Annotated in this window: 17 protein-coding genes; 9 read left to right on the top strand and 8 right to left on the bottom strand. The window is 72.6% G+C overall.

Annotated elements, in window-relative coordinates:
• Positions 1-56: 56 nt before the first annotated feature.
• A complete protein-coding gene (locus ACFVHK_RS09450; RefSeq protein ID WP_376928594.1) occupies positions 57-2,945 on the bottom strand; it encodes a helix-turn-helix transcriptional regulator in 2,889 nt (962 codons plus the stop codon).
• Positions 2,946-2,957: 12 nt separating this feature from the next.
• Positions 2,958-3,596, bottom strand: coding sequence for a DUF2278 family protein (locus tag ACFVHK_RS09445; protein ID WP_376928593.1), 639 nt, complete (start codon positions 3,594-3,596; stop codon positions 2,958-2,960).
• A 106-nt stretch (positions 3,597-3,702) separates the two neighbouring features.
• On the opposite strand from ACFVHK_RS09445, the gene ACFVHK_RS09440 reads away from it, so the two are divergent.
• From ACFVHK_RS09440 to ACFVHK_RS09425, 4 genes are all read left to right on the top strand, one after another.
• Positions 3,703-5,127, top strand: coding sequence for a carboxylesterase family protein (locus ACFVHK_RS09440; protein WP_376928592.1), 1,425 nt, complete (start codon positions 3,703-3,705; stop codon positions 5,125-5,127).
• Positions 5,124-5,627, top strand: coding sequence for an ASCH domain-containing protein (locus ACFVHK_RS09435; protein ID WP_376928591.1), 504 nt, complete (start codon positions 5,124-5,126; stop codon positions 5,625-5,627). Before ACFVHK_RS09440 ends, ACFVHK_RS09435 begins: the two co-directional genes overlap by 4 nt.
• Positions 5,628-5,699: 72 nt before the next feature.
• Positions 5,700-6,641 carry a hypothetical protein gene (locus tag ACFVHK_RS09430; protein WP_376928590.1) on the top strand — a complete coding sequence of 314 codons (942 nt, stop codon included), beginning with the start codon at positions 5,700-5,702 and terminating at the stop codon, positions 6,639-6,641.
• 2 nt (positions 6,642-6,643) lie between these two features.
• Positions 6,644-7,219 (top strand): GNAT family N-acetyltransferase, encoded by a 576-nt coding sequence (locus ACFVHK_RS09425; RefSeq protein ID WP_376928589.1) that lies wholly within the window; start codon positions 6,644-6,646, stop codon positions 7,217-7,219.
• An 18-nt stretch (positions 7,220-7,237) separates the two neighbouring features.
• Here ACFVHK_RS09425 and ACFVHK_RS09420 read toward each other — a convergent pair whose 3' ends face one another.
• Positions 7,238-9,574, bottom strand: a complete 2,337-nt coding sequence (locus ACFVHK_RS09420) for a CotH kinase family protein (protein ID WP_376928588.1) — start codon at positions 9,572-9,574, stop codon at positions 7,238-7,240.
• A gap of 229 nt (positions 9,575-9,803) precedes the next feature.
• On the opposite strand from ACFVHK_RS09420, the gene ACFVHK_RS09415 reads away from it, so the two are divergent.
• A complete protein-coding gene (locus tag ACFVHK_RS09415; protein ID WP_376928587.1) occupies positions 9,804-10,733 on the top strand; it encodes an ROK family protein in 930 nt (309 codons plus the stop codon).
• Positions 10,734-10,788: 55 nt separating this feature from the next.
• On the opposite strand, the gene ACFVHK_RS09410 is transcribed toward ACFVHK_RS09415, so the two are convergent.
• The gene (locus ACFVHK_RS09410; protein ID WP_376928586.1) at positions 10,789-11,262 is read right to left on the bottom strand and encodes an NUDIX hydrolase; all 474 of its coding nucleotides are present in this window, start codon (positions 11,260-11,262) and stop codon (positions 10,789-10,791) included.
• 312 nt (positions 11,263-11,574) lie between these two features.
• Here ACFVHK_RS09410 and ACFVHK_RS09405 point away from each other — a divergent pair, with 312 nt between their 5' ends.
• Complete coding sequence (locus ACFVHK_RS09405) at positions 11,575-12,894, top strand: MFS transporter (protein ID WP_376928585.1); 1,320 nt, start codon at positions 11,575-11,577, stop codon at positions 12,892-12,894.
• 78 nt (positions 12,895-12,972) lie between these two features.
• Here ACFVHK_RS09405 and ACFVHK_RS09400 read toward each other — a convergent pair whose 3' ends face one another.
• Positions 12,973-14,532, bottom strand: coding sequence for a SulP family inorganic anion transporter (locus tag ACFVHK_RS09400; protein ID WP_376928584.1), 1,560 nt, complete (start codon positions 14,530-14,532; stop codon positions 12,973-12,975).
• Positions 14,533-14,754: 222 nt separating this feature from the next.
• On the opposite strand from ACFVHK_RS09400, the gene ACFVHK_RS09395 reads away from it, so the two are divergent.
• Both ACFVHK_RS09395 and ACFVHK_RS09390 read left to right on the top strand, forming a co-directional pair.
• Positions 14,755-17,628 (top strand): MMPL family transporter, encoded by a 2,874-nt coding sequence (locus ACFVHK_RS09395; RefSeq protein WP_376928583.1) that lies wholly within the window; start codon positions 14,755-14,757, stop codon positions 17,626-17,628.
• A complete protein-coding gene (locus tag ACFVHK_RS09390; protein WP_376928582.1) occupies positions 17,625-19,490 on the top strand; it encodes a YhgE/Pip domain-containing protein in 1,866 nt (621 codons plus the stop codon). The genes ACFVHK_RS09395 and ACFVHK_RS09390 overlap by 4 nt, the downstream gene beginning before the upstream one ends.
• A gap of 19 nt (positions 19,491-19,509) precedes the next feature.
• Here ACFVHK_RS09390 and nhaA read toward each other — a convergent pair whose 3' ends face one another.
• Positions 19,510-21,375: a Na+/H+ antiporter NhaA gene (nhaA, locus tag ACFVHK_RS09385; RefSeq protein WP_129234188.1), complete on the bottom strand. Its 1,866-nt coding sequence runs from the start codon at positions 21,373-21,375 to the stop codon at positions 19,510-19,512.
• 88 nt (positions 21,376-21,463) lie between these two features.
• Positions 21,464-23,959, bottom strand: a complete 2,496-nt coding sequence (locus tag ACFVHK_RS09380; protein ID WP_376928581.1) for an FAD-dependent oxidoreductase — start codon at positions 23,957-23,959, stop codon at positions 21,464-21,466.
• A 204-nt stretch (positions 23,960-24,163) separates the two neighbouring features.
• On the opposite strand from ACFVHK_RS09380, the gene ACFVHK_RS09375 reads away from it, so the two are divergent.
• Complete coding sequence (locus ACFVHK_RS09375) at positions 24,164-25,207, top strand: DUF2235 domain-containing protein (RefSeq protein WP_129234190.1); 1,044 nt, start codon at positions 24,164-24,166, stop codon at positions 25,205-25,207.
• A gap of 18 nt (positions 25,208-25,225) precedes the next feature.
• Here ACFVHK_RS09375 and ACFVHK_RS09370 read toward each other — a convergent pair whose 3' ends face one another.
• Positions 25,226-26,524, bottom strand: a complete 1,299-nt coding sequence (locus ACFVHK_RS09370) for a hypothetical protein (RefSeq protein WP_376928580.1) — start codon at positions 26,522-26,524, stop codon at positions 25,226-25,228.
• Positions 26,525-26,526 lie beyond the last annotated feature (2 nt).

The raw sequence follows: 26,526 nt of genomic DNA, 5'->3' as shown, positions 1-26,526 counted from the left end.
ATGCTCGCGCCCCGGCACTCCCGCCCGAACCACGTGGCGCGCGTAGTCGTGACCGCTCAGACCGTGGGCAGGCGCTCGCCGAGCTGCCGACGCGACGTGACGCCGAGCTTCCGGAACACCTTGCGCAGGTGGTAGTCGACCGTGTTCGCGCTGATGAAGAGGGTCGCGCCGATCTCGGCGTTGGTGTGCCCGGCAGCCGCCATGCGGGCGACGTTCTCCTCCTGCGGGGTGAGCATCTCGGCGGCGGCGCCGGGCTCGCGATGCGGCACGTGCTCGCCGGTCGCCTCCAGTTCGCGGCGCGCCCTCGCCGCGAAGGCGGGCGCCGCGATGCGCGTGAAGAGGTCGAGCGCGACGCGCAGGTGCTCGCGCGCCTCCCGGCGGCGCTTCATCCGGCGGAGCCACTCGCCGTAGACGAGGTGGGCGCGGGCGAGATCGGGCTGCGCCGCGGACTGCTGCAGGTGCCCGATCGCCGCGAGGTAGTGAGACTCGGCGTCGGCGTCGTCGGCGAGCAGCGCGGTGGAGCGTTCGGCGACGCCGAGGATCCACGGCGTCCCGCTCGCCGCGGCGAAGGCGCGCAGCCGGTCGGCAGCGGCCGCGACCTCCGCGGGGCGACCTGCGCGCACCCCGGCCTCGACGAACTCGGGCAGCTGCTGGTACGTGACCTGGAGGAACTTCCGCGCGACCATCGGCTCGAAGCGGTGGAATGCGTCGCGGTATCGGCCGTCCGCGATCTCGCGAATGCCCAACCCGGTCATCGCGAGGGTCCAGACACCGCCGAACCCCGCCGCGAGCGCTCCCTCCGCCACCTGCTCGACCACCTCGGCGGGCGCGCCCGACCAGGCGAGGTACGCGGCGTTCACCACCTGCTCGGCGTCGTAGCCGATCGCCCGCCGGAGGTCGCGCACCTGCTCGACGTACCCGGCGGACGCCGCCGGGCCGGCGTGGTAGAGCTCGAGCAGGCTGAGCAGCCAGAGCGTCGTGTCGAGCACCTGGAGTGCCCCGGCCTCGCGAGCGGCCGCCGCCGTCCGTTCGAGCAGGCGGACGCAGGTCCTCTCCTCCCACAGCCCCATCGTGAGCGCGACTCCGAAGTTGCCGAAGCCGAGCAGCTCGGCGTCGTCGGCCTCGACGAGCATGCCGACCGCCGCGCGCACGAGCGGAACGGCCTCCTCGTACGGCAGGAGGATGTGGGCGCCGATCGCGCGCAGCGCCGTGGCGAGTGGGCCGTCCGCGACATCGGCTCCTTCGGTCACGCGACGTCCGAGTTCGGGGAGCGTGACGTCGCGCGCCGCCCACTCCGCGGTCAGCAGCACCTCGAAGGCGCCGAGGAGCGCACGTTGCTCGAGGTCGGGCACGAGTCCGTGGAAGCGCTCCGCGGCGCGGAGCATGGTCGCCGAGGCGGTGAGCACTCCGTCGGCGTCGGCCAGGAACAGTGCCATCCCCACGCGGAGCATGAGCAGTCGACCCTCGCCGACCGGATCGAGCCGTGCGACGTCGATGCGCCCGATCAGCTCCCCTGCGAGCTGCGCGGCCCCGGCCGCCGTTGCGGCTTCGGCCGCGGCGAGCAGCCGCTGGTCGCGGGCGTCTCCGTCGGGAGTGAGGTCCGCCGCGCGGGCGAGCAGGCGGGCGCGCGAGACGATGCCGCCACGACCTCCCGCAGCATCTGCCGCACGCTCCATCCGTTCCGCGACATCGGCGTCCGGCCCCGACGTCGCCGACGACGCATGCCAGGCCGCCATGTCGTCGCGCCCGCGATCGACCATCAGGTCGGCGAGCACCTCGTGCACGCGTCGCCGGTCGTCGGCCGGCATGCCGCTGTACGCCGCGAGGCGCACGAGCGGATGCCGGAACGCGATCGCGTCGTGCACGGAGACGAGTCCCGAACGCTCGGCGGGCGTCGCGGCCTCGGCGGGCAGCCCGAGCCGGACCGCCGCCGACTCGACGACCGAGCGGTCACCGGTCGACTCGGCCGCAGCCGTGAGCAACCACCGTCGAGTCTCCTCCGGGAGCGCCTCGAGTCGGACGCGGTAGTGGGACTCGAGCCGCTGGCCGATCGGCATCGGCGCCTGCGACAGCGACGTCGCCGTCAGCTCCCGCGCCGTGAGCTCGTGCGCGAGGTCGACGAGCGCGAGCGGATTCCCGCCGGTCTCCTCCGCGATCCGCGTCGCGAGGTACGGGTCGATGGGCTCGTCCGCCGAACGCGCGAGCAGCTGGACCGCGTCGAGTGCGCCCAGGCCGGTGAGCTCGAGCGTGGGCACCCCGGCGGTCCGTGCCTGCGGCAGCTCGTCAGCCCGCCCGGCGAGGAGGATCGCCGCCCGCTCGGCCTGCAGGCGTCGCGCGACGAACGCGAGCACGTCGAACGATTCGGGGTCGAGGAGATGCGCGTCGTCGACCACGCACGCCACCGGGCCCGCCTCGCCCGCGACAGCCAGCAGGGAGAGCGTGCCGAGTCCGACCAGGTATCGATCCGGCGGATCGCCGCGGTCCAGGCCTGCCGCGATGCGCAGTGCGCCGGCCTGCCGCGGCGGGATCGCCGGCAGGTGCTCGGCGAGGGGCGCGCCGAGGCGCTGCAGGGCGGCGAAGGGCATCGACGCCTCGGCCTCGTACCCGTCGGCGCGCACGACCCGGATGCCACGCGTGGACTCCACGGCCGCGTCGAGGAGCGTGCTCTTGCCGATGCCCGGTTCGCCGCGGATGAGCAGGGCGCCGCCGTGGCCGTTGCGCGCACCGCCGAGCAGCGCACCGAGTCGTTCGAGTTCGTCGGAGCGCCCGAGGATCGGGGGCGATGGGGCATCGATGCGGCATAACCTACCTCTCCGCCGACGCGCCGGATAGAGGTTGCCCGACCGGGCCCGTCCCGCGTCGCGCAGGTCGAGGGAGGATGCCCGAGGACGCTGCCCGACCCGCGGCAGTCGAGCACCCCGGATGCAGCCGCGCCGGCCCCGCACTTCGCCGACGGCTCAGATCGGGTGACCCTGGTCGTCGGTGCGACCCGCCTGGGTGCTGAACCGCGACACGAACGCGTCGAAATCGCCGTCGGGCCGTTCCACCATCACCGCGCCGTCCTGCCAGATGCCGTTCTCCGGCCACCACTGCGAACCGGCGGGATCGCCCTGGTTCTGGTGCACGTTGTGCACGCCGAGGCCGCCGTCGTCGAACGGCTCGCCCCAGACGAGCGTGCGACGGCCGATCACGAGGATGGACTCCAGCGCGGTCGACGCCTCGGCGAAGTCGCCCACCGTCCATGGACGTCGGCGTGCGCCGAGGAGGAGGGCGATGCAGCCGGGATGCTCTGCGATCGACGGATGCCGGATCAGGTCGATCGCGCCAGCCTCGCGCGTCCGCGCGGTCTCGTGGTACCCCGACGACGCCTCGCTCGCAGGAGCGAGCGTGGATCGGCGGATCCGCAGCAGCTTCCAGTGCACGCCGATGTCCGACTTCTTGCTGTCGACGTCGACGGCGACCGCGTAGGTGCCGGCCGGTGCGACGACGCGCAGGTTGACGTGGAACCAGCGCCCGACGTCATCGGGCTGGTCCCGGAAATGCTCTGACAGCGCGCCCACGAGCACGCCGTAGGCCGAGAGCGGCACGGCCCTCACGCTACTCCTCCTGCGCGACGACCTCATCCCCCGTCCGGGGCTCCGGCTACGCTGGCGACGCACCCCGCTCGGACGGTCCGGGCGGGCGCCCACTGGAGTCGACCCGATGCAGACCGACCCGAACACCACCACCGACCCGACCACCCCCGACCCGACCGAGACCGACGGGCCGACCGCTCCGGACGGCCCGCATCCCCTCGGCACGCCCACGGAACTGGCGACGCCGCTCGGCACGTTCCCCGCAGTCGCCGGCGACGGGGTCGTGCGGGTGCGCAACGTCCGGTACGCCATGGCGGGTCGATTCGAGGCACCCGTTCCCGCGGAGATCCGGCCCGACGAGGCATCCGATCGACGCTTCCAGCGTCTCGCGTGCCCGCAGCCGGCGAGTCCCAGCGACGAACTGCTCGGGCGACCGCTCCGCGGCGTCGAGTTCGACGAGGACTGCCTTCGCCTCACGATCACGATCCCGGAGGACACGCCCGACGAGCCGATGCCCGTGCTCGTCTGGGTGCACGGCGGATCGTACGTCTCCGGTGCCGGCGACCTCGCCGGCTACGACCCCGCCGCCATCGTGCGCGAGCAGCGCGTCATCGTCGTCGCCGTCACGTCTCGTCTCGGGCTGCTCGGGTACCCGACGGATGACGCGCACCCCGCGAACCTCGGACTGCTCGACCTGATCGCCGCATTCCGGTGGGTCGGGGAGCACATCGGCGCCTTCGGCGGCGACCCCGAGCGGATCACCGCCGTCGGCCAGTCGTCGGGCGGTGACGCGCTCGCGCACCTGATCGCCGCCGACGGCGCGCGCGGGCTGTTCCGTCGCGTGATCCTGGAGAGCGCGCCGCTCGGCATCCGCACGGGGCGGGCGGAGATGCAGCGTCGGATGGCGGAGGCGGCGGGCCCGCTCGAGCCGGACGCAGCGCTCGACGACCTCTTCGCCGCCCAGGCGCGCGCGAAGCAGGCCGCCGCCGGATCCGGCCTCCGCTCGGCCATGCCGTTCGGCCCGCGCGCCGGGGCTGCGCCGCTCCCGGCGGAGGGCGACATCGAGGCCGCCTGGCGCGAGCACGCCGCCGACCTCGACGTGCTCGTCACGTGGAACCGCGACGAGACCGCGTTCTTCTTCGAGGTCGACCCGAAGCTCGCGGCGCTCGCCGCCTGGCCGGTGATCGGCCCGCTGCTGCGCCGCGTGATCACCCTGCGCACCACGCGGGCCGTCTACGTGAGCGGCGCGCGACGCTTCGCCCGCGTGGTCGACGGCGGCGGAGCCGACGTGCGCGTCGCAGAGTTCGACGGGCATCCCGACGGGAGCCGGATCGGGTCGGCGCACGCGATCGAGGTCGCGCTGCTCTTCCCCGCGACGGAGGCCTGGGAGGGCACGCCCCTGCTCGCACCGGACGGCGCCCGCAGCCTCGTCGCCGCCGGGGCCGCACTCCGCGCCGCCTGGGCGGCGTTCGCCCGCAACGGCGCGTTCCCCGCCGGCTACGTGCCGACCGGCCACGGATGGGCGGGCAGCCTGCTGGCGAGGCGGGTATGAGCGGGGCCAACGCCCCCGTCGACGGGGCGGCAGCCACGGCGTTATGGGAGGAGTACCGCGCGGCTCGCCCGGATCGCGCCCTCGACGCCGAACCGCCGAGCGTCGAGGTGTTCGGTGACCACCCCGCGCTCACGGACGAACTGCTCGGGCTCGTGCTCGACGGCACCAAGCGGGCGACCGCCTCGCTCGTCGCGGAGTTCCGCCACAAGGGGCAGCCGCTCCCCCGGGTCGGCAGCCACTGGATCGCCTGCGACTCGGCGGGCCGACCACGCGCGATCCTCCGCAGCACCGAACTGCGGGTCGGGCCGTTCTCGAGCGTCGACGCCGCGTTCGCGTTCGACGAGGGCGAGGACGACCGCACGCTCGAGTCGTGGCGCGACAACCACCGACGCTACTGGCAGCGGGTCTGCCCGGGGATCGGCGTCGAGTGGCACGACGATCTCGACGTGCTGTTCGAGCGGTTCGAGGTGGCGTGGCCCCCGGAGGTCGCGGACGGCTGACGTCGCCCGAGCGCTGGGCCGCGGCATCCGTCACCCCTCGTCGGTGTCGGCGGCATGCGCGAGCATGGCCGTATGCACGACGATGTCATCACCTGGCTCCTCGGCAGCGATCCGAGCGTGCGCTGGCAGGTCATGCGCGACCTGCACGACGCGCCCGCCGATGCGGTCGCCACCGAACGCGCGCGCGTCGCCACCGAGGGCTGGGGTGCGCGCCTCCTCGCCGAACAGGGCGACGACGGCTACTGGGGCGGTCAGGTCTACGGGTCGAGTCGCGAGCGCAACTCGGTCATGTGGACCCTGCAGGTCCTCCGCAACCTCGGTGCGCCACCCGACGCCGCACCCGTGCGGGCGGCGATCGACCGGGTCGTCGACGGCGTGGTCTGGGCCGAGTTCGACGACCTGCCGTACTTCAGCGGCGAGGTCGAGGAGTGCGTGAACGGCGGGGTCCTCGCGAACGCCGCCTACTTCGGCGAGCTCGGCGCGGGCAGCGACCGGATCATCGCGCGCCTCCTCGACGAGACGCTCCCCGACGGCGGGTGGAACTGCGAGCCGGCCGACGAGTCGCAGCGCTCGTCGTTCGACTCGACGCTGTGCGTCGTCGAGGGGCTCCTCGCGTACGAGCGGGCAACCGGGTCGACGGATGCCTCGGTGACCGATGCGCGACACGGCGGCGAGGAGTACCTGCTCGAGCGCAGCCTGTTCCGGCGCAAGTCGACGGGCGAGCTCGTGAAGCCGCGCTACACGAACTTCTCGTTCCCGACGTACTGGTTCTACGACGTCCTGCGTGCACTCGATCACTTCCGCGACGCGGGCGGCCGTCCCGACACGCGGCTGCGGCCCGCGCTCGACCTGGTACTGGGGCAGCGCGACGACGACGGCCGGTGGCGCGCCGGCGAACGCTGGCCCGGCCGCGAGCGGTACGAGATCGATGCGCCCGCGGGCGAGCCGAGCCCGTGGAACACGCTCCGCGCCCTGCGCGTGCTGCGCTGGGCCGACCCCGCGTCGATCGACTGACCGTGGCCATCGAGGTTCGGGCGGCATCCGTCTTCGACGACGTCGCCGCGGTCGTCGGGCCCAAGCGACCCGACGCGAACGTGTGCTTCTGCCTGAGCTACCGGTTGACCTCGTCCAAGGAGAACCTGTCGCTCCGAGGTCCCGCTCGTGGCGAGCGGGTCCGCGAGCTCTGCGCAGAGGATCCGGCGCCCGGCGTCATCGCCTACGACGGCGACGAGCCGGTCGGCTGGGCGGCCGTGCACCCTCGGGCCGACACGAGCTTCGCGACGAACCGGCGCATCCCGCACCTCGACGACCTCGACGTGTGGTCCCTGTGGTGCGTGCGCGTCCGGCCCGGCCACCGGAAGCAGGGCATCTCGCACCACCTCATCGCGGGCGCCGTCGCGTTCGCGCGCGACCACGGCGCGCCCATGGTCGAGGCCTACCCGGTCGACAACGGGGGCGAGAAGGTCGATCTCACGATGGCCTACGTCGGCACCCGCGCCACCTTCGAACGTGCGGGCTTCACGAAGGCGGCCGACACGACGAGCGTGCTGAACGGCTTCCCGCGCATCCTCATGCGGCTCGACCTGCGGTGATCCCGCGGTCGGCAGTGGTCACGGTTTCGGGACGAGCTCGATCCTGATCGCCTCGACGCGCTTCGCCTGGCCTGTGGTGCCCGCGGTCTGCCCGTCGGCGACCCACGACTGCCAGCCGATGCCCTGGACGTGGGCGCTGTACCGGATCGAGTAGTGCGCGGCGATGTCTCCCGTGAGCTGGATCTGCAGCGCCTCCATCCGGAGGTTCCGGCCGACGGTGCCGATGTAGTCCGGCGAGTCCGTCCACGGCATCCACCCGAGGCTCTGCACGTGGGCCCGATAGCGGATCCCGCCCGAGTGGTCGCTGCTCACGACCGATGCCTCGAGTGCCTGCATCGCGAGCGACTGGCCCGTGGTGCCGGCGATCGCTCCGTCGGAGGTCTCGGCCATCCACCCGATCTTCGCCACGTGCGCGCGGTAGAAGACCGAGCTGCCGACGACCGGCTCCCGCTCGACGAGGCGGATCTGCACCGCCTCGATTGCGAGGCCCCGACCGGTGGTGCCGGCGACGGCGCCGTCCTCGACCCACGGCATCCATCCGACCTTCGCGACATGCGCGCGGTACTCGATGTCGAAGTTCGCCGCGAGCTGCTCGGTGAGCCGGAGCTGGAGCGCCTCGAGACGGAGGCTGCGACCGGTCGTGCCGAGGACCGTATCCCCGCTCTGCCAACCCGACCAGCCGATGCTCTGGACGTGTGCGCGGCTCTGCAGCGCTCCGGACAACCCGTTCGCATCGAGGGCGAGGTCGAGCGCCTCGACCCGGAGCGCCTTGCCCGCCGTGCCGGCGATCTGCCCGCCCGTGCGACTCTGCTGCCATCCGATGCTCTGCACGTGGACCGAGTGGATGAGCATCGGGTTGCCGACGCCGTAGGCGGTGTCGAGGTAGTCGACGCGTCGCTCCACCCAGTCCCTGAGGTAGTCGACCTCGCCCTGCCACGTGTCGGCGATCACGTGACCGCCGTTGAACACGCCCGGTCCGCCGAGCACGTCCCACGTGTCGAAGTTCGCGTCCGCCGATCCGGGCATGGCGGCCGCGTATTCGTCGATCTTCGTCGGCAGCTCGTCGATGATCGCCTTCAGCTCGTTGTCGTAGAGGTCCCGGGCCGCCTCGACGAACTCGGGGATGCGGAAGAGCTGCGTGTACCAGCCGTTCCCCTTGTTGCGCAGGAACTGGCCGTTCATCACGTAGTCCTGCCGCGGATCGCCGCCGAGGCGCTCCGAGACGTACTCCGCGAAGGCGCTGTCGAAGTCCCACACCGGTCCGGCGTGCAGGACGTCCTCCGTGCCGTCGCGCCAGAAGTACACGCTCGACTGCGTGATCTCCGGGTTCTCCGCGACCTCGAAGACGAAGTAGTACTTGATGAACGACTCGACGTCGATCAGGGCGCTGAGCGCGTCCCAGTCCGGGTCGTCGGCGTACAGGTGCGACTCGATCTCGTCGAGGTACTCCTGGATGTCCGCGTACGCCTCCGCCAACGGCTGCGGGAGCGGCTCGTCCACGTCCTCCACTGCGTCCTTCAGCACGAACAGCGTGTTGCTCGGCTGGGTGTAGAAGTAGAAGTCCTCCGCCGTGCCGTAGTTGTTGTCGAGCTCGAGCAGGATGCCACCGGGATCGGAGAGCTCGAGCCGGTTCTTCTTGACCTCGACCTTCTCGGTCAGCAGGTAGCTTCCGAGGTACTCGCCGTTGACCGTGAGGTCGACGAAGCGCGAATCCGTCGTGCCGGGCAGGCCGAACGCCGCCGCGAGGTCGTACGCGACCTTGTTGCGGAGCAGCGAGGGGTCGGCGTGGTTGGCGAGGAGGATCCAGGTCTTCGCCGACTGCATGCCGAGGATCGGCCTCGAGCTCTCGAACTTGAACTGGTACGGCTTCTTGTCGAGGGTCCAGGTGAAGTTGCCGCGGCCCCTGATCTCCTCGACGGGAACGTCGATGAGGGTGTTGTTCGAGTCGTTCGGGTCGACGAGCGTGAGCATCGAGAGCGGCTCGGTGTCGGGGTCGGCGGGGATGTCGTCCTTCGACGCGTTCAGGTCGCCATCGACCGTGTATCCAAGGGGCAGCTCGATCGAGATCGACGGGACGTCGTTGACGATCTCCGGCGGCGCGGCGAGGGCCTGGGCGGCGAGCTGCTGGGCCTCGGGCTGGGGCGGCGCGGTCGTGGCCGGCGGCGCCGCGGGCTCCGTCGTCTCGATCGGAGCCGCGGGCTCGGTCGGGGCCGTCGACTCCGGCGGCGGCGCCTGGGTCGTCTCGACCGGTGCGGAGGGCGGCAGCTCCTCCGCCAGCGCGGGCGAGAGCCCGAGCGGGAAGGCCAGTACGGCGGCGACCGCCAGTGACAGGATTCCGGGTCGTGTGCCGCGCATCGGGTCCTCCTCGACCTTGGTCGACCGCGTCCGTCGCGAGTTCTCGGCGCGTGCGGGGTTGCGGGTCTGGCGTGGAGGGTACTCCCGAGTCGACCCCGCGGAGAGGGTCCATTGGCCCGGTCACACCCGTATTGGGGGTGTGGTGCGAGGATGTCTCACGTCACGAGCCGCCTTCGGTGGACAGCGAACCGGAGGTGCTCCTCGCCGCGATCCACGGCATGATCGACGCATGCCCTCCCACGCATCCGGGATCCCCGTCGCGCTCGCCGTCGACATCGGCGGTACGAAGGTCGATGCCGCGCTCGTCGACGCCGAGGGGCGGATCGTGCCGGGCAGTCGCCACCGTGCACCGACCGGCGCCGGCCAGACGCCCGAGACCTTCGCCCTCGCGATCGCCACCGTGTGCGAGCGGGCGACGGATGCCGCGGGGCCGGCGCACCGGCTCGTCGGCGCCGGCGTCGGCACGGCCGGCCCGCTCCGCGGCGACGGCACGCATGTCTCTCCGCTGAACATGCCCGGGATCCGCGACCTGCCGCTCGTGCCGGCCCTCGAGCGCTTCGCGCGGGGCATGCCCGTGCGGGTGGCGCTCGACGGAACGTGCATCGCGCTCGCCGAGGTGCGATTCGGCGCGCTCCGCGGCGTCCGCAACGGCATCGCGATGGTCGTGTCGACGGGGATCGGGGGCGGGATCGTCGTCGACGGCCGAGTGGTGCGCGGCGACACCGGCAACGCGGGGCACGTCGGCCAGTCCTGGGTGCGGGAGCCGTCGCCGGATGATCCGGTCGCCGCGACCGTGGAGGCCGTCGCGTCCGGTCCGGCGACGGTCAGGTGGGCGAACGCGCACGGGTGGGCCGGCGCCGACGGTCTCGCCCTCGCGGCCGACTACCGAGCGGGCGACCCTGTCGCGGTGCGGGCCGTGCAGCGGTCCGCGGAGGCCGTGGGTCAGGCGATCGCGTCGTTCGGCGCGCTGCTCGATGTCACGACCGTCGCGATCGGCGGCGGCTTCTCGCGGGTCGCCGACGACTACCTCGCGCTCGTCGAGGCGGCGGCGCACCGCACCGCCGTGCTCCCCGCTTCGCGGGAGGTGCGCGTCGTGGCCGCCGAGCTCGGCGACGACGCGCCGCTCGTCGGGGCCGCCCTGCTCGCGTTCGAGGACTGATCCGGCGGACCGCGGTGCGCGCTCGTCACGCGGGCGCCGATGGCGTCGAGGGCGTTCAGTCGACCTCGAACCGCGCCGGCCCGTCGCCCGCGGCGAGCGCGGCCTCGATGCGGCGGCGATGCTCGGCGTTGACGGCGCCGAGGTCGGCCGGGTCGTGCCATCCGAGGTCGGTCATCTCGCCGTCGGCGGGGTGCGGCTCACCGTCGAGCCAGCTGCAGCGGAAGGTGAGGTCGAGGTAGTCGGCCTGGTCGCCGTTGCCGTAGACGACGCGCGGCACCTGGTGCACCCACGCGAGCCGGTCGACCGCGATCCGCACGCCGGCCTCCTCGTGCGCCTCGCGGGCCGCGGCCACGGCCGGCTCCTCGCCGGGATCGACGATGCCGGTGATCGGGGTGAGGGCGCCGGTGTCGGAGCGCCGACCGAGCAGCACCCGCCCGTCGCGGAGGATGACGGCGGTCACGCCGACGAGCGGAAGCGGCGCGGTCCCGACGTGGCGTCGGAGCTCGAGCACGAAGTCGGGCGTGGGCATGGCGAAACCCTACGCGAGCGCCGTGGCCCGCAGCGCGAGCGCCTCGGTTCGAAGGATGAGGCGCGCGATGGGCCTCGAGACGGGGTCGTGCCACGGCTCATCCTTCGAATTCGAGCGAGCGACACGTCGACGTGCTCGAACCGCCATCCGTTCGTCGCGCAGGAACCGCCGTTCGTCGCAGGGGGCTACCGTTCGCCGCGGGTGGTGCGCTATGGTCGGATTTCCAACCGAACGATCGGTCGGGAAACCCGCAACGGCGCACCACCCCCGCGTCGGTCCCCGATTCACCCTGCACAGAACAACGGAGTTCGCATGACCGCAACCGTCCAGGAATCCTCGCGCACCGGGAGGATGTCCACCGAGGAGCGCAAGGTCCTCGCCGGCACCCTCGTGGGCACGTCCATCGAGTGGTACGACTTCTTCATCTACGCCCAGGCGGCCGGACTCGTCCTCGCCCCGCTCTTCCTCGCCCCGCTCGCCGAGGCGAACGCCACGCTCGCGCAGGTCCTCGCCTTCGCGACGATCGGCATCTCGTTCCTCTTCCGCCCGCTCGGCGCAGTCGTCGCCGGCTGGCTCGGCGACAAGCTCGGCCGGAAGAAGATGCTGGTCTTCACCCTCATCCTCATGGGCCTGTCCACCTCGCTCATCGGCTTCCTGCCGACGTACGCCGCGATCGGCATCGCGGCGCCGATCCTGCTGATCCTGCTCCGCATCCTGCAGGGCTTCTCGGCGGGCGGCGAGTGGGGCGGCGCGGCGCTCATGTCGGTCGAGCACGCCCCCAAGGGCAAGCGCGGCTTCTTCGGCGCCTTCCCGCAGATCGGCGTGCCCGTCGGCATGATCCTCGCGACCTTCACGCTCTGGATCATCACCTCGTCCATGTCGCCGGAGGCGTTCATGGAGTGGGGCTGGCGCATCCCGTTCATGTTCTCGATCGTGCTGATCGTGGTCGGCTACATGATCCGTCGTGCGGTCGAGGAGAGCCCGGTCTTCAAGGAGCTCCAGGAGCGCAAGCAGGAGTCCTCGGCCCCGCTCAAGGAGCTGTTCCGCAGCAACACGAAGAACGTCGTCCTCACCGCCGTCATCTTCATCGCGAACAACGCCGCGGGCTACCTGCTGATCGCGTACTTCGCGACCTACGCGGTGACCGCGCTCGGCATGGACCGGCCGACGGTGCTGCTCGCCACGACCTTCGCGTCGTTCGGCTGGCTCGTCTTCACGCTCTGGGGCGGACGCCTGTCCGACCGCCTCGGTCGCATCCGCACCTTCCAGATCGGCTACGTGTTCCTCGCGCTCTGGGCGATCCCGATGTGGTTCCTCATCGACACCGGGAACATCGTCTGGTACTTCGTCGCGCTGTTCCTGATGACGTTCGGCCTCGGCCTCTCGTACGGCCCGCAGGCCGCGCTCTACGCCGAGATGTTCCCGGCGAAGGTGCGCTACTCGGGCGTCTCGATCGGCTACGCGCTCGGCGCCATCCTCGGCGGCGCGTTCGCCCCGATGATCGCCGCGGCCCTGCTCGGCGAGACCGGCCAGTCGTGGACGATCGGCCTCTACATCGCGATCGCCGCGGTCATCTCCCTGATCGGCGTCTCGCTGGTCAAGGAGACGAAGGACGTCGACCTGAGCGTCTGACCCCCTGAACGGGCGAGAGGCGGATGCCGCGTGGCATCCGCCTCTCGTCGTCTCCGCGGCGCGCGCCCGCGCCCGACGTCAGTGGCCGGCGCCCAGCTGCCCGGCGAGGCGCGCGTGCATCGCCGAGCTCGCCTCGTTCAGCCCCTCGATGACGACGCGCTTGCCGTGGTGCTCGTACTTGGTCGTGATCGCGTCGAGCGCGGCCACGGTCGAGGCGTCCCAGATGTGCGAGCCCGACATGTCGATCACGACCCGCTCCGGGTCGTCGGCGTACTCGAACTGCGTGGTCAGGTCGTTCGACGAGGCGAAGAAGAGCTCGCCGTCGACGCGGTAGTGCGCGGTCGGCACCGGCTCGTCGAGCGATACCCGACGGGTCACGGTCGCGAAGTGCGCGACGCGACGGGCGAACGCGACCATCGCCACGAGCACCCCGACGATGACGCCGATCGCGAGGTTGTGCGTGGCCACGACCACGACCACGGTCGCCACCATGACGGTCGTCTCCGACTTCGGCATCCGCTTGAGCGTCGACCAGCGGACCGAGTGCCAGTCGAAGGTCGCGACCGAGACCATGATCATGACGGCGACGAGCGCGGCCATCGGCATGATCGCGACGAGGTCGCCGAGTCCGACGACGAGCACGAGCAGGAAGACGCCCGCGAGGAACGTCGAGATGCGCGTCCGCGCGCCCGACACCTTCACGTTGATCATCGTCTGGCCGATCATGGCGCAGCCGCCCATGCCGCCGAAGAGGCCGGAGAGCATGTTGGCGACGCCCTGGCCGAGCGCCTCGCGCGTCTTGCGCGAGCGGGTGTCGGTGATGTCGTCGACGAGCTTCGCCGTCATGAGCGACTCGAGGAGCCCGACGAGGGCCATCGCGAGCGCGAACGGCGCGATGGTCGCGAAGGTCTCCCACGTGAGCGGCACGTCCGGGATGAACAGCTCGGGCAGGCTCTCGGGCAGCTCGCCCTCGTCGCCGACGGTGGGCACCTGCCAGCCGGCCGCGACGACGACGACCGTGAGGACGACGATCGCGATGAGCGGCGCGGGCACGGCCTTCGTGAGCCGCGGGACGCCGACCATGATCACGAGTCCGGCCGCGACGAGCGGGTAGACGAGCCAGGGCACCCCGACGAGGTGCGGGAGCTGTGCGGCGAAGATCAGGATCGCGAGCGAGTTGACGAATCCGACCATGACGCTCCGCGGGATGAAGCGCATGAGCTTCGCCACGCCCAGGGCCCCGAGCACGAGCTGGAACACGCCCGCGAGGATCACGGTCGCGATGAAGTAGTCCATGCCGTAGTCGCGCGCGACGGGCGCGATGACGAGCGCGACGGCGCCCGTGGCGGCCGTGATCATCGCCGGACGCCCGCCGAGGAATGCGATCGACACCGCCATCACGAACGACGAGAAGAGGCCGACCCGCGGGTCGACGCCGGCGATGATCGAGAACGAGATCGCCTCGGGGATCAGGGCGAGCGCGACGACGAGGCCCGCAAGCACCTCGCGGGTGAGCAACCGGGGGGTGCGGAGTGCGGTGAGCACCGAGGGCTGGTCGCGGACCCGGGCGCGTGCGGCGGCGCGCGCGTCGGCGGTCTCGGGGGCGGGGTCGGCGGGGGGTCGCGCAGGCGCCGGCATGTGGGTCTCCGATCGGCGGGGCTCGTTCGAGCCGGATGGGTGTCGTACGAGCGCCCCGTCGCGCGCGGCCGCGATGGCCGTGGGTGGGCTCGGATGTCGCGAGCCGACGTGCCACCCTACCTGCTCGACGCGGGTCCGACCGACCCGGCGCCGCGCGGCATCGTTGCGGTCCCCCGGCGCCGCGCCCTAGGTTGAGGGTCATTCAACTCCACTTCGGGGGGAATGAGAGACGTGTCCTCGGCTCTGCACGCGCTCGGACGATGGGCCTACCGCGCCCGCATCCTCGTCGTGCTCGTCTGGGTCGGCATCCTCGCCGTGCTCTTCACGATCGCCGGGCTCGTCGGCACCGGGACGAACAACACCTACGCGTTCCCCGGAACCGAATCCCAGGACGCGCTCGACGCCCTCGCGCGCACCTTCCCCCAGTTCTCCGGCACCTCGGCGCAGCTCATCGCCGTCGCCCCCGACGGCGGCGACGTCACCGACGACGACTTCGAGTCGGCGGTCGAGGACGCGATCACCGCCATCGAGGCGATCCCCCAGGTCTCCGGCGTGAGCTCGCCGTACGACGGCGGGTCGTCTGCCGACATCGCGTCGGACGCCTCGGCCGTCCTCGTCACGATCCAGCTCTCGGTCGGCGCCGTCGACGTGCTGCCCTCGACGTCGGACGCACTGCAGTCCGAGGGCGCGACGCTCCAGGGGGACCTCCCCGACGGGTCGCAGGTCGCCGTCGGCGGCTCCCTGTACTCGCAGGTGAACCCCGGGATCGGCCTCAGCGAGCTCACGAGCATCCTCATCGCGCTCGTCGTCCTGATCGTGACGTTCGGCTCCCTCGTCGCCGCGGGCATGCCGATCACGACCGCGCTCGTCGGCGTGGGCGCCTCGGTCGCCGTCGTCCTCACCGCGACGCGCTGGCTCACGATCACCTCGACCGCACCGCTCCTCGCGGTGATGCTCGGACTCGCGGTCGGGGTCGACTACTCCCTCTTCATCGTCTCCCGCCACCAGGACCAGGTGAAGCGCGGGATGCCGCCCGCCGAGTCCGCACCGCGCGCGGTCGCGACCGCCGGCTCCGCGGTCATGTTCGCGGCGACGACCGTGATCATCGCGCTGCTCGGGCTCTCCGTCGCGCGCATCCCGTTCCTCACCGTCACCGGGCTCTCGGCGGCGCTCGCCGTCGCGACGGCCGCGCTCGTCGCGTTGACCCTCACGCCGGCGCTGCTGTCGTTCGCGGGGTGGCACGTCGTGCCGAAGCGGTACCGGCCGGGGCACGAGGCACCCGCGCAGGAGACGAAGGAATCGGAGGCACCGGAGGACCACGACGCCGAGCAGACCGGGACGGGCGAGGCGGATGCCGAGGCCCAGCCCACCGCGACGGGCGAGGCGGATGCCGCGGCGGACGCCAGGCCCGGCGGGTTCTTCGGGTACTGGGTGCGCGGCGCCATCCGCTGGCCCCCGGTGACGGTCGTGCTCATCACCGCAGTCCTCGCCCTCGCCGCGATGCCCGCGGTCAACCTGCGCCTGGCCCTCCCCGACTCGGGTTCGCTTCCCGAGGGCGCCCCCGGGCGGGTCACCTACGACCTCATCGCCGAGCACTTCGGCGCCGGCGCCAACGGTCCGCTCATCCTCACGGGCTCCGTCATCCAGAGCACCGATCCCGTCGACCTCGTCGACGACATCGCCGCCGAGGTCGCCGACGTGCAGGGCGTCGCGGCCGTGCCGCTCGCGACGCCGAACGAGACGGGCGACACCGCCGTGATCCAGGTGATCCCCGACGGCGCCCCGGACTCCGAGCAGACCGAGCAGCTCGTGCACCGGTTGCGTGCCATGCACGACGCGTTCCTCGAGGATTACGCGGTCGACCTCTCGGTGACGGGCTACACGGCGCTCGGCGTCGACATCTCGGAGCGCCTCGGCGGCGCGCTGCTGCCGTTCGGGCTGCTCGTCGTCGGGCTCTCGCTCGTCCTGCTCGCCATGGTGTTCCGCTCGATCGTCGTGCCGATCACCGCGGCGCTCGGGTACGTGCTCTCCATCGGCGCCGCCTTCGGCCTCACGAGCCTGGTGTTCGTCGACGGGGTCCTCGCCGGACCGCTGAACGTCGAGTCGGTCGGGTCGGTGACGAGCTTCATGCCGATCATCGTGATGGGCGTGCTCTTCGGGCTCGCGATGGACTACGAGGTGTTCCTCGTCAGCCGGATGCGCGAGGACTACCTGAAGCACGGCGAGCCGCGGCCCGCCATCGAGCGCGGGTTCCACGCCTCGGCACGCGTGGTCACGGCCGCCGGGATCATCATGTTCACGGTGTTCAGCGGCTTCATCCTGAACGGCGAGGCGTCGATGCAGCCGATCGCCTTCGGGCTCGCGACCGGCGTCGCGATCGACGCGTTCATCGTGCGGATGACGCTGACGCCCGCGGTCCTCGCCTGGTTCGGCCGGCATGCGTGGTGGTTCCCCGCCGGGCTCGATCGGGTGCTCCCCCGCTTCGACGTCGAGGGCGAAGGGCTCGCGCGCGAGGACGAGTTGGCCGACTGGCCGGAGCCGGGCGACGCGTTCGCGATCGTCGGCGAGGGCGTCGCGGTGCGGCACGAGCCCCGCCTCGTCGACCTCGACGTGCGCGTTCCGGCCGGCGAGGCGCTCGTGGTCGCCGGGGCGACGCCCGAGGAGCGGCGCGCGGTGCTGCTCGCGTTCACGGGCCGCCGCCCGATCGTCGACGGCCGGCTGAAGTGCGTCGGGCTCGTGCTTCCCGTACGGGCGCGGAGCGTGCGCGCGCGGAGCGCCGTCGTCGAGGTCGGCCCGAGCCCCGACCCGATCGCCGCGGTCGTGGACGCCGCCGCCGCCGGCCCCGAGCTCCTCGCCGTCGACGGCGTCGACCTCCTCGCCGATGCGGCGGCGCGCGACGAGCTCCTCGAGGTCCTCACCGGCGCCGCGCGCGGCGCGGAACGTCGGACGGGGCATCCGCTGACCGTGCTCGTCTCGTGCGAGCGCGCGTCGACGGCCGACGCGGTCCTGCCGCACGGGATCGGCCGGACGGTGCTCGAGCCGGCGGCATCCGCTCGACCCGCGAGGCAGGCGGCGACGACGGGGACGACGACATGACCGACACCTCGTTCTCGTCGTCGCAGGGCGCCGAACGCCTCGGCGCCCTCGGGATCGTCGGCGTGCTGCTCCTGCCCCTCGCGATCGCCGGGCTGCTCGCCTGGGGGCTCGCGGCGCCCGTGAGCGACTTCGACCGGGTCACCGCGGCGGTGGTCAACGACGACGAGCCGGTGGAGCTGAACGGGCAGACCGTGCCGCTCGGCCGCGAGTTCGCCGCAGGCCTCATCGGGGGCATCGCGGGCGAGGGGGCTCCCGACGACCCCGGGCCCGACGCGACGGCGACTCCCGCACCGACCGGTCCGAACTTCACGTGGATCCTGACGAACGACGACGACGCCGCGACGGGCCTCCGCGACGGTCGCTACGCCGCCGTGCTCACGATCCCGCCGTCGTTCTCCGCGGACGCGACCTCGATCTCCGGCCCCGCGGCGGATGCCGTGCACGCGACGCTGCACGTCCAGACGACGCCCGCGTCGGCCTACCTCGACCCCGCGCTCACCGAGGTCATCACGCAGGCGGCCGTCGCGACGTTCAACGCCCAGCTCACCGAGCGCTACCTCGGCAACGTCTACCAGGGGTTCAACACCATCAACGAGCAGATCGGCCAGGCCGCCGACGGCGCCGCCGAACTGGCGTCGGGCGCGTCGTCGCTCGCGAGCGGCGCAGCCTCGCTCGCCGACGGCACGTCGCAGCTCGCGTCCGGACTCGACTCGCTCGACTCGGGCGCCGCCTCGCTCGCCGCGGGCCTCGCGCAGCTCGACGCCTCCGTGCAGTCCCTGCCGTCCGACACCGCGCAGCTCGCGACGGGCTCGGCGCAGGTCGCCGCGGCGCTCGACGCCATCGCCGCGGCACTCGACGGGGCGACCGCGGACGTCGCCCGCGTCGTCGACGACCTGTGCGCCGTGCGCCCGGGTGCCGTCTGCGAACGCGGGCGGAGCGTGCTCGCGCGCGTCCAGGCGGTCGACGGCGACGTCGATGCGCTCGCCTCCGGAGCGGATCAGGTCGCGGCGGGCAACGCCCAGCTCGCGGCCGGCATGCCCGGCCTGGTCGCGGGTGCCGACGCGTCGGCGGCGGGCGCGAACGAGGTCGCGGCCGGGGCCGCGGAGAGCGCGGCGGGCGGCGAGCAGGTGAACTCGGGCGCGCAGGAGGTGGCGTCCGGGGCCGACGAGACCTCGTCGGGCGCGGCGCAGCTCTCCGACGGGCTCGCGGAGGCCGTCGAGCAGATCCCGACCTACTCGGACTCCGACATCGCGACGCTCTCGTCGGTCGTCGCGCAGCCCGCCCGCTCCGACGTCGCGGTCCCCGCGAGCGGGACGCAGTCGGTGCCGCTGTTCGCGACGTTCGCGCTCTGGGTCGGCGCCATCGTCCTCGCCCTCGGTCGCCGCGCGGTGCCGCAGCGTCGCCTGCTCACGTCCGCGTCGACGGTCTCGATCGCCGGGCGCTCGATCTGGCCGGGAGCGGCGCTCGGCGCCGGACAGGGCCTGCTCGTCGGGCTCGCGCTGCAGCCCGCGCTCGACGCCGACGCCGCCGCGCGCGTGGGCTTCGCCGCGGCCGCGGTGTTCATCGGCACCGTGTTCGCCCTCGTCAACCACGGGCTCGCCGCCGGCTTCGGCGGGCCCGGACGCACGGCGGCCGCGATCGCCGCCGTCATCGGCCTCGCGGCCGGGGTCTCCTCGACCGTGCCCGCCGCGATCGCCGGGCCCGCGAACCTCATCCCGACGGGCCCCGGCCACAGCCTGCTCCTCGCCGGCCTCGGCGTCGGCTCCGGCTGGGGCGACCTCGTCGCCCTCGTCATCTACGCCGCGATCGGCGCGGCGCTCGTGGTCGTCGGGGTGTCCCGGCACCGCACCGCCGCCGGCTGAGCCGGCGCAGCGGGAGCGGTCAGCGCTCGGCCGCGGGCTCCGGAGGCACCGATGCCGACGCCTCGAGCGAGCGGATCAGGCTGCGCGAGTCCCACGGCCCGATGTGCCGGCGACCGTTGACGAAGAACGTCGGCGTCGAGTGCAGGTCCATGAACTCGGCGTCGATCTGGTCGTCCTCCACGCGGCGCACCACGGCGGGCGACTGCAGGTCCTCGAGGAACCGGGGGACGTCGAGGCCGATCTCCTCGGCGTAGCGGCACAGGTCGTCGGTCTCCAGCGCGTCCTGGTGCTGGAAGAGCGTGCGCGCCATCTCGAGGAACCGGCCCTGCAGCGCCGCCGCCTCGTACGCCTGGGACGCGAGCTTGGCATGCGGGTGCACGCCCTCGAGCGGCAGGTGCCGCCAGACCCAGCACACCTCGTCGCCGAAGCGCCGGATCACCTGGTCGATCGAACCGGTCGCGCGGCTGCAGAACGGGCACTCGAAGTCGCCGTACTCGACGATCTGGTAGGGCGCGTCGGGGCGCCCCCGGTAGTGGTCGCGCTCGGGGTCGAACGGCCGGGCGAGCACCTTGCCGACCGCCTTCGGCGGATCCAGGCGATCGGCGATGGCGAAGATCGCCCACCCGAGCGCGAAGGCGACGAGGGATGCCGTCAGCACGCCGACCCGTCCGTGGTCCTGCAACTCCCCGTCGGGGAGCGCGATCCCGACGATGAACAGCGAGATGGTGAACCCGATGCCCGACAGGGCCGCGCCGCCTGCGACGCGCGGCATGCCGAGTCCCGGCGCGAGCCGGCCGATGCCGGTCGCACGCACGATCGCCGTCACCGCCGTGATGCCGACGAACTTGCCCACGACGAGGCCGGCGATGATCGCCCACGTGAGCGGCGAGGCGAAGGCCGAGGCGAGCGTCTCGGCGTCGAGGTGCACGCCCGCGTTCGCGAGCGCGAAGATCGGCAGCACGAGGAACGCGATGTACGGGCCCCATTCGGCCTGCAGCCGGTCGTTGATCGACAGCGACTCGCGGAGGCTCCGGTTCACCGCGGCCGCGTACTGGGCGCTCGGCGACTCGCGGAACGCGCGCGTGAGCTCCTCGGTCCGCTCGACCTCGGTCCGGCGCGGCGGGAACACGGGAATCAGCAGCGCGACCGCGACGCCCGCGAGGGTCGGGTGGATGCCGGCCATGGCGATCGCGACCCAGAGCGCGATGCCGAGCACCCCGTAGGCGAGGCCGCGCCCGGCCCGCAGGTACCGCACGAGGGCGATCGCGACCATGAGCACGGCGGCGATCGCGAGCGGAACGAGGTCGAGCCCGGTGTTGTAGAAGATGCCGATCGCGAGCAGCGCCCCGACGTCGTCGACCACGGCGAGCGTGAGGAGGAACGTGCGGAGCCGGGCCGGGAACGGCGGACCGATGATCGCGAGGGCGCCGAGCAGGAACGCGGTGTCGGTCGAGATCACGACGCCCCACGCGCTGAGCTCACCGGTCGGCAGCGCGATGACCACGAAGAGCAGGGCGGGGATCACCAGTCCGGCGATCGCCGCGACGATCGGCACGATCGCGCGCGAGCGGTCGGTGAGCTCGCCGATCGTGAACTCCCGCTTGACCTCGAGGCCCACCACGAAGAAGAACAGCGTCATGAGCCCGTCGTTCACGACGTCGTGCAGCGTGGCGTGCATCTGCCATCCGCCGAGGCCGATCTCGAGTTCGGTCTCCCAGAACGCCTCGTAGGTCCAGCCCCACGGCGAGTTCGCCCAGAGGATGGCGAGCACGGTGCCGGTCAGCAGCAGCGCGGCCGCCGATCGGTCGGTCGAACCGCGGCGCAGCCGCACCTTGCGACGGGCGGGGCTCGTCGTGGTGTCGGGTGCGGAGACAGGCGCACTCATGCGCCAATGCTAGGGGCGGATGCCCCGCGCACGGGAGAACCTCGGACTCCGGCGTCCGACCCCGTTCGGGGGCCGAACGCGGGAGGACTCAGATGAAGAGCGTCGTCCCGGACTTCTCCGCCTCGCCGAGGAAGGTCGCGACGCCGCCGAACTCGATGTCCTCCAGCAGGTCGGTCTCGGCGATGCCGAGGAGGTCCATCGTCATGGTGCACGCGATGAGCCGCGCCCCGCCCTCGCGTGCGGCGGTCATGAGCTCGGGGACCGACTGCACGTCGTGCTCCTTCATGACGTGCTTGATCATCGCCGGACCGGCGCCGGCCATGTTCATCTGCGAGAGCGGCAGCCGGTCGGGGCCGGAGGGCATCATCATGCCCATCATGCGCTCGAGCGCGCCGTGCTCGCGCTTCGGCGCGTGGTCCCGCCGGAGCGCGTTCAGCCCCCAGAACGTGAAGAACATCGACACCTGCTGCCCCATGGCGAGGGCGCCGTTGGCGATGATGAACGCGGCGAGCATCTTGTCGAGGTCGCCGGAGAACACGACGAACGACGTCTGGTTCTTCCGCTCGACGGCTGCCGTGGCCCCGGATGCCGCTGCGCCGCCCTTGCGGAAGGCCGCGACGTAGCCCGGCCCGTCGGGCGTCATGGAGAGCAGTTCGTGCCCGTGGCTCGCCGCCCAGGCGGGGCCGTCGCTGACGAACCCCGGGTCGGAGACGCGCACGACGACCTCGTCGCCCGCGGCGAGGTCGCCCATCGTCGCCGAGAGCCGCATGATCGGGCCGGGGCAGGCGAGCCCGGTGCAGTCGAGGTCGACCGACCTCCCCGTCCCCTTGGTCGCGGCGATGAGGTCGACCGCCTCGGCGTAGGCGATCTCCGGCGGCGGCGCGACGGTCGAGGCCGGCTCGACCTCGTGCCGGAATCGGAAGGTGTTGGATCCGCCCGAGAGCGTCGCGACGTCGGCGAAGCCGCGCTGCACGAGCAGCCGGTAGGCGAGGTAGCTGCGGAACCCCACGGCGCAGTAGAGGCGGACGGGCACCGTCCGGTCCCAGTCCTCGCTGGCCCCGCGCAGCGTCGCCAGCGGCACGTTCTCGGCACCGGGGATGTGCCAGATGCCGAACTCCTCGGGTGTACGCACGTCGACGAGCCGCGTGCCCTCCACCCGCTCGGGCCAGTCGCTCGCGTACCAGAGCACGAGGTCGCCCTGCAGCACGTTGCTCGCCACGAAGCCGGCCATGTTGACGGGGTCCTTGGCCGACCCGAACGGCGGCGCGTACGCGAGCTCGAGCTCCTCGAGGTCGTGCACCGTGCCGCCGAGGCGGATGGCCGTGGCGAGCACGTCGAGCCGCTTGTCGACGCCGTCGAACCCCGCGACCTGGGCGCCGAGGATGCGCCCGTCGCCCGGTGCGAACAGGAGCTTCAGGTGCATCTGCGCCGTGCCCGGGTAGTAGCCCGCGTGGCCGGACGGGTGGATGTGGATCGCGCGGTACTCGATGCCCTCCGCCAGGAGCTGGCGTTCGGTGGCGCCCGTGCCGCCCGCGACCATGTCGAACACCTTCACGATCGACGTGCCCTGCGTGGAGCGGTACTCGGTGTCGCGCCCGCAGATGTTCTCGGCCGCGACGCGCGCCTCGCGGTTCGCGGGGCCGGCGAGCGGCGTGATCCACGAGCCCGGGAGCACCGTGTGCGGGGTCTCGACGGCGTCGCCCGCCGCCCAGATCGACGGGTCCGACGTGCGCATGTGCGTGTCGACGCGGATGCCGCCGCGCGGCCCGAGCTCGAGGCCGGCATCCGCCGCCAGGCCGGCGTTCGGCCGCACGCCGGCCGACAGGATCACGAGGTCGGCGTCGACGAACCGGGTGTTCGTGAGCTCGACCGTGAGGCCGCCGCCGGGGCGCTCGGAGAACGCCGCCGCACCGGTCGAGAGGAACAGCTCGACGCCGCGGCTGCGCAGGTGCTGCTCGACCGGGACCGAGACCTCCTTGTCGAGCGGCGGCAGGATCTGGTCGGCGAGTTCGACGATCGTCACCGAGGCTCCCCGGTGCTGGAGGTTCTCGGCCATCTCGACGCCGATGTAGCCGGCGCCGATGACGACCGCCTTCACCGGCGTGCGTGATCGGCCCGGTGCGGATGCCGCCGCCGCGAGCGCCTCGTCGAGCTGCGCCTTGATCTCGTCCATGTCGGTGACGTTGCGCAGCACGTGCACGCCGGGCAGGTCGATCCCGGGCAGCGGCGGCCGGAGCGGATCGGCGCCCGGGCAGAGCGCGAGCCGGTCGTACGACTCGACGTACTCGCGACCGTTCGCGGTCTCGCGGACGGTGACGGTCTTGGCCCCGCGGTCGAGCGCGACGACCTCGGCGCCGACGCGCACGTCGATCGCGAGCGACTCGTGCAGGCTCTCGGGCGTCTGGAGCAGCAGGCGACTGCGATCGGTGATGACCTCGCCGATGTGGTACGGCAGGCCGCAGTTCGCGAACGAGACGTAGTCGCCCCGCTCGAGCACCACGATCTCGGCGAACTCGTCGAGGCGGCGTGCGCGCGCTGCGACCGACGCCCCGCCGGCCACCCCTCCGACCACGACGATCTTCATGCTGCCTCCTCCATCCGTGCGGGGCCGGCGAAGCGGGCCGGCCGTCGCGCCCGATGGTAGGCGGCCGGCTCGGCCGTCGGCCGGGTCATCGGTCCCGTGACGCGGGATGCGGTCGACGGCGTTCCCTTCCGCAGGAGCACGCCCGGGGAGTACCGTGACGTTCGGGCGGAGCCGCGGGTGCCGACCGTCCGGGGGGACGCGATCATGGCGCGGAATCTGGTGCTCTGCCTGGACGGTACGGCCGGCCAGGTGCGGGGCGATGCCGACTCGAACTGCGTGCGGGTCTACGACCTGCTCGACCTCTCCGACGAGACCGCGCAGGTCGCGTACTACGACCCCGGCGTCGGCACGTTCGCGTCGCCGGGCGCGTGGACCCCGCTGGCGCGCGGACTCTCCCGACTCGGCGGGCTGATCTACGGGGCGGGGATGCGGCAGAACCTCGGCGAGGCGTACGCGTGGCTCATGCGGACCTGGCAGCCGGGCGACCGGATCTTCGTGTTCGGGTTCAGTCGAGGCGCGTTCACGGCCCGTGCGCTGACGGGGATGCTCCGCCTCGTCGGGCTGATGCGCCCGGGCTCGGAGAACCAGCTCCAGTACGCGGTCGCGAAGTACGCCCGCCGCGGCGGAGAGGGGCGGATCCCGTGGGACGAGATCCACCGCTTCTCGCGCCTGTTCGCACAGCAGGTCGACGGCCGGAGCACGATCCCGATCGAGTACCTCGGGCTGTGGGACACGGTGAAGGCCCTCGGCGTGGTGCGCATCGCCCCCGACTGGCCGTACACGAGGCAGCTGCCGAACGCCCGCCACATCCGGCACGCCATCTCGATCGACGAGCGGCGTCGCCCGTTCCGCGAGTACGAGGTGCGCACCAAGGCGCCCGAGACGCTCGAGGAGGCGTGGTTCGCGGGCATCCACTCCGACGTCGGCGGCACGTACGCCGACGACCCGAAGCTCTCGACCATCGCGTTGAAGTGGGTCCTCGAGGGTGCGGTCGACCGTGGCCTGAAGCTCGACGCGAAGCGCACCGCGAAGGAGTTCGAGGGGTTCTCCGACGCGCACTCGGCCGGAGCGGCGCACCGGAACGGAGCGGTGTGGAGCCTGCTGGTGCCGCGTCGGCGACCGATCCCCCCGGGTGTCCGGGTGCACGCGAGCGTGCGCGAGCGGATGTCGGCGACGGACTACCGGCCGCGGCTGCCCGCCGACGCGACGTGGGTCGACGACGACTGGACGACGCTGCGGATCCCCTGACCCGTCGCCCGCGCCGGATCAGGGGATCCGGAAGCGCACCTCGCTCCAGAGCCCGTCCGGGGCGGCGTCGAAGTCGAGGTCGTCGTCCCCCTGGGCGCCCGCCTCCGGATCGTCCGCGCGGATCACGTGCGCGCCGCTCTCGTGCAGCGCCTCGAGGATCTCCGACTTCGGGATGTTGTCCTGCCATGCCTTCACCGTGCCGACGGGAACCATGGCGACGCCGCCGGCGCGGACGAGTTCGTGCGCGACCGGCTTCGGCGTCGCGTTGTGCGAGCCGTGGTGTCCGACCTTGTAGAACGCGGCGCCGGTCACGAGCGCCCGCGACTCCGGGGCGTCGAGCACGTGCTCCCACGCGCCCTGCTGCGAGTCTCCCACGAAGACGAACCGGGTTCCGCGGACGTCGAGCACGAAGAAGAGGCTGGTGTTGTTCACCGAGCGCTCGAGGACGGATGCCGCGCGCAGCAGCGCCTCCTCGTCGAGCGCGAGCTGCCCGAGGCGCATGGCGTTCCGCGCTCGGACGAGCTGGATCGGGACCCGGGCGGAGACCTCGTCGCGCGGCACCGCGTACATGCGGTCGAAGATGTCGTCGTCCTCGTCGCGACCGAGTTCGGCGGCCGCCTCCTCCAGCCAGTGCACGGCGGCGGGCGGGTCCATCCGCTTGAGGTACTGGGGGTCGCGACTCGGCCCGAGCACGTGCACCACGGCACCATCGACAGGCAGCTCGACGCGGTTGGCCGCCGCGTCGCGCTTCGGCAGGAACCGGACGTCGTGGTGCTCGACGCCGCCCTTGAACCCGCCGTCGACCAGCCTGGTCGCTGCCGCGAGGTTCGGTCCGGAGTTCACCGCGAAGTCCAGCGCGAGCGCCATCGAACGTCCGAGCGATTCGACCGGCCGCCCGCCGGCGGCCTGCTCGACGAGTCCCTGCAGGGCGGTCGCAGCGACGGAGAGCCCCTGGCGGAGGCCGATCGCGTCGGAGTCGTGCTCGTCCTCGACGAACGGCACCCACACCTCGCCGACGTCGACCGCTTCCCAGGCGTCGTCGGCGAACCCCGACACGTGGTCGGAGTGGCGGTGGGTCGCGACGACGACGTCGAGCCGCGGCGTCCCGTCGTCGCTCTCGGCCGTGAGCTGGGCGATGACGGCGTCGACCACGTCGCCGATCTTCCGCGGCACGTCGCCGACGCGGGCTCGGCCGTGGCTGTGCACGCCGCAGTCGATGAGCATCCGCCAGGTCGCGTCGTCGTCGGCGACGGTCACCAGGAAGCAGTCGCCGAAGCCGGGGTTGTACATCCGGATCGTGACGGTCGCCTCGGACATGG

It is taken from the genome of Agromyces binzhouensis (assembly GCF_042672355.1).
GTDB lineage: Bacteria > Actinomycetota > Actinomycetes > Actinomycetales > Microbacteriaceae > Agromyces > Agromyces binzhouensis.
This window is presented reverse-complemented; position numbering and strand designations above follow the sequence as displayed.

Excerpts from the sequence above, each read along its gene's own strand:
- ACFVHK_RS09440 (WP_376928592.1), top strand. The coding sequence starts at position 3,703 with ATGCAGACCGACCCGAACACCACCACCGACCCGACCACCCCCGACCCG.
- ACFVHK_RS09435 (WP_376928591.1), top strand. The coding sequence starts at position 5,124 with ATGAGCGGGGCCAACGCCCCCGTCGACGGGGCGGCAGCCACGGCGTTA.
- ACFVHK_RS09430 (WP_376928590.1), top strand. The coding sequence starts at position 5,700 with ATGCACGACGATGTCATCACCTGGCTCCTCGGCAGCGATCCGAGCGTG.
- ACFVHK_RS09420 (WP_376928588.1), bottom strand. The coding sequence starts at position 9,574 with ATGCGCGGCACACGACCCGGAATCCTGTCACTGGCGGTCGCCGCCGTA.
- ACFVHK_RS09415 (WP_376928587.1), top strand. The coding sequence starts at position 9,804 with ATGCCCTCCCACGCATCCGGGATCCCCGTCGCGCTCGCCGTCGACATC.
- ACFVHK_RS09410 (WP_376928586.1), bottom strand. The coding sequence starts at position 11,262 with ATGCCCACGCCCGACTTCGTGCTCGAGCTCCGACGCCACGTCGGGACC.
- ACFVHK_RS09405 (WP_376928585.1), top strand. The coding sequence starts at position 11,575 with ATGACCGCAACCGTCCAGGAATCCTCGCGCACCGGGAGGATGTCCACC.
- ACFVHK_RS09400 (WP_376928584.1), bottom strand. The coding sequence starts at position 14,532 with ATGCCGGCGCCTGCGCGACCCCCCGCCGACCCCGCCCCCGAGACCGCC.
- ACFVHK_RS09395 (WP_376928583.1), top strand. The coding sequence starts at position 14,755 with ATGAGAGACGTGTCCTCGGCTCTGCACGCGCTCGGACGATGGGCCTAC.
- ACFVHK_RS09390 (WP_376928582.1), top strand. The coding sequence starts at position 17,625 with ATGACCGACACCTCGTTCTCGTCGTCGCAGGGCGCCGAACGCCTCGGC.
- nhaA (WP_129234188.1), bottom strand. The coding sequence starts at position 21,375 with ATGAGTGCGCCTGTCTCCGCACCCGACACCACGACGAGCCCCGCCCGT.
- ACFVHK_RS09380 (WP_376928581.1), bottom strand. The coding sequence starts at position 23,959 with ATGAAGATCGTCGTGGTCGGAGGGGTGGCCGGCGGGGCGTCGGTCGCA.
- ACFVHK_RS09375 (WP_129234190.1), top strand. The coding sequence starts at position 24,164 with ATGGCGCGGAATCTGGTGCTCTGCCTGGACGGTACGGCCGGCCAGGTG.
- ACFVHK_RS09370 (WP_376928580.1), bottom strand. The coding sequence starts at position 26,524 with ATGTCCGAGGCGACCGTCACGATCCGGATGTACAACCCCGGCTTCGGC.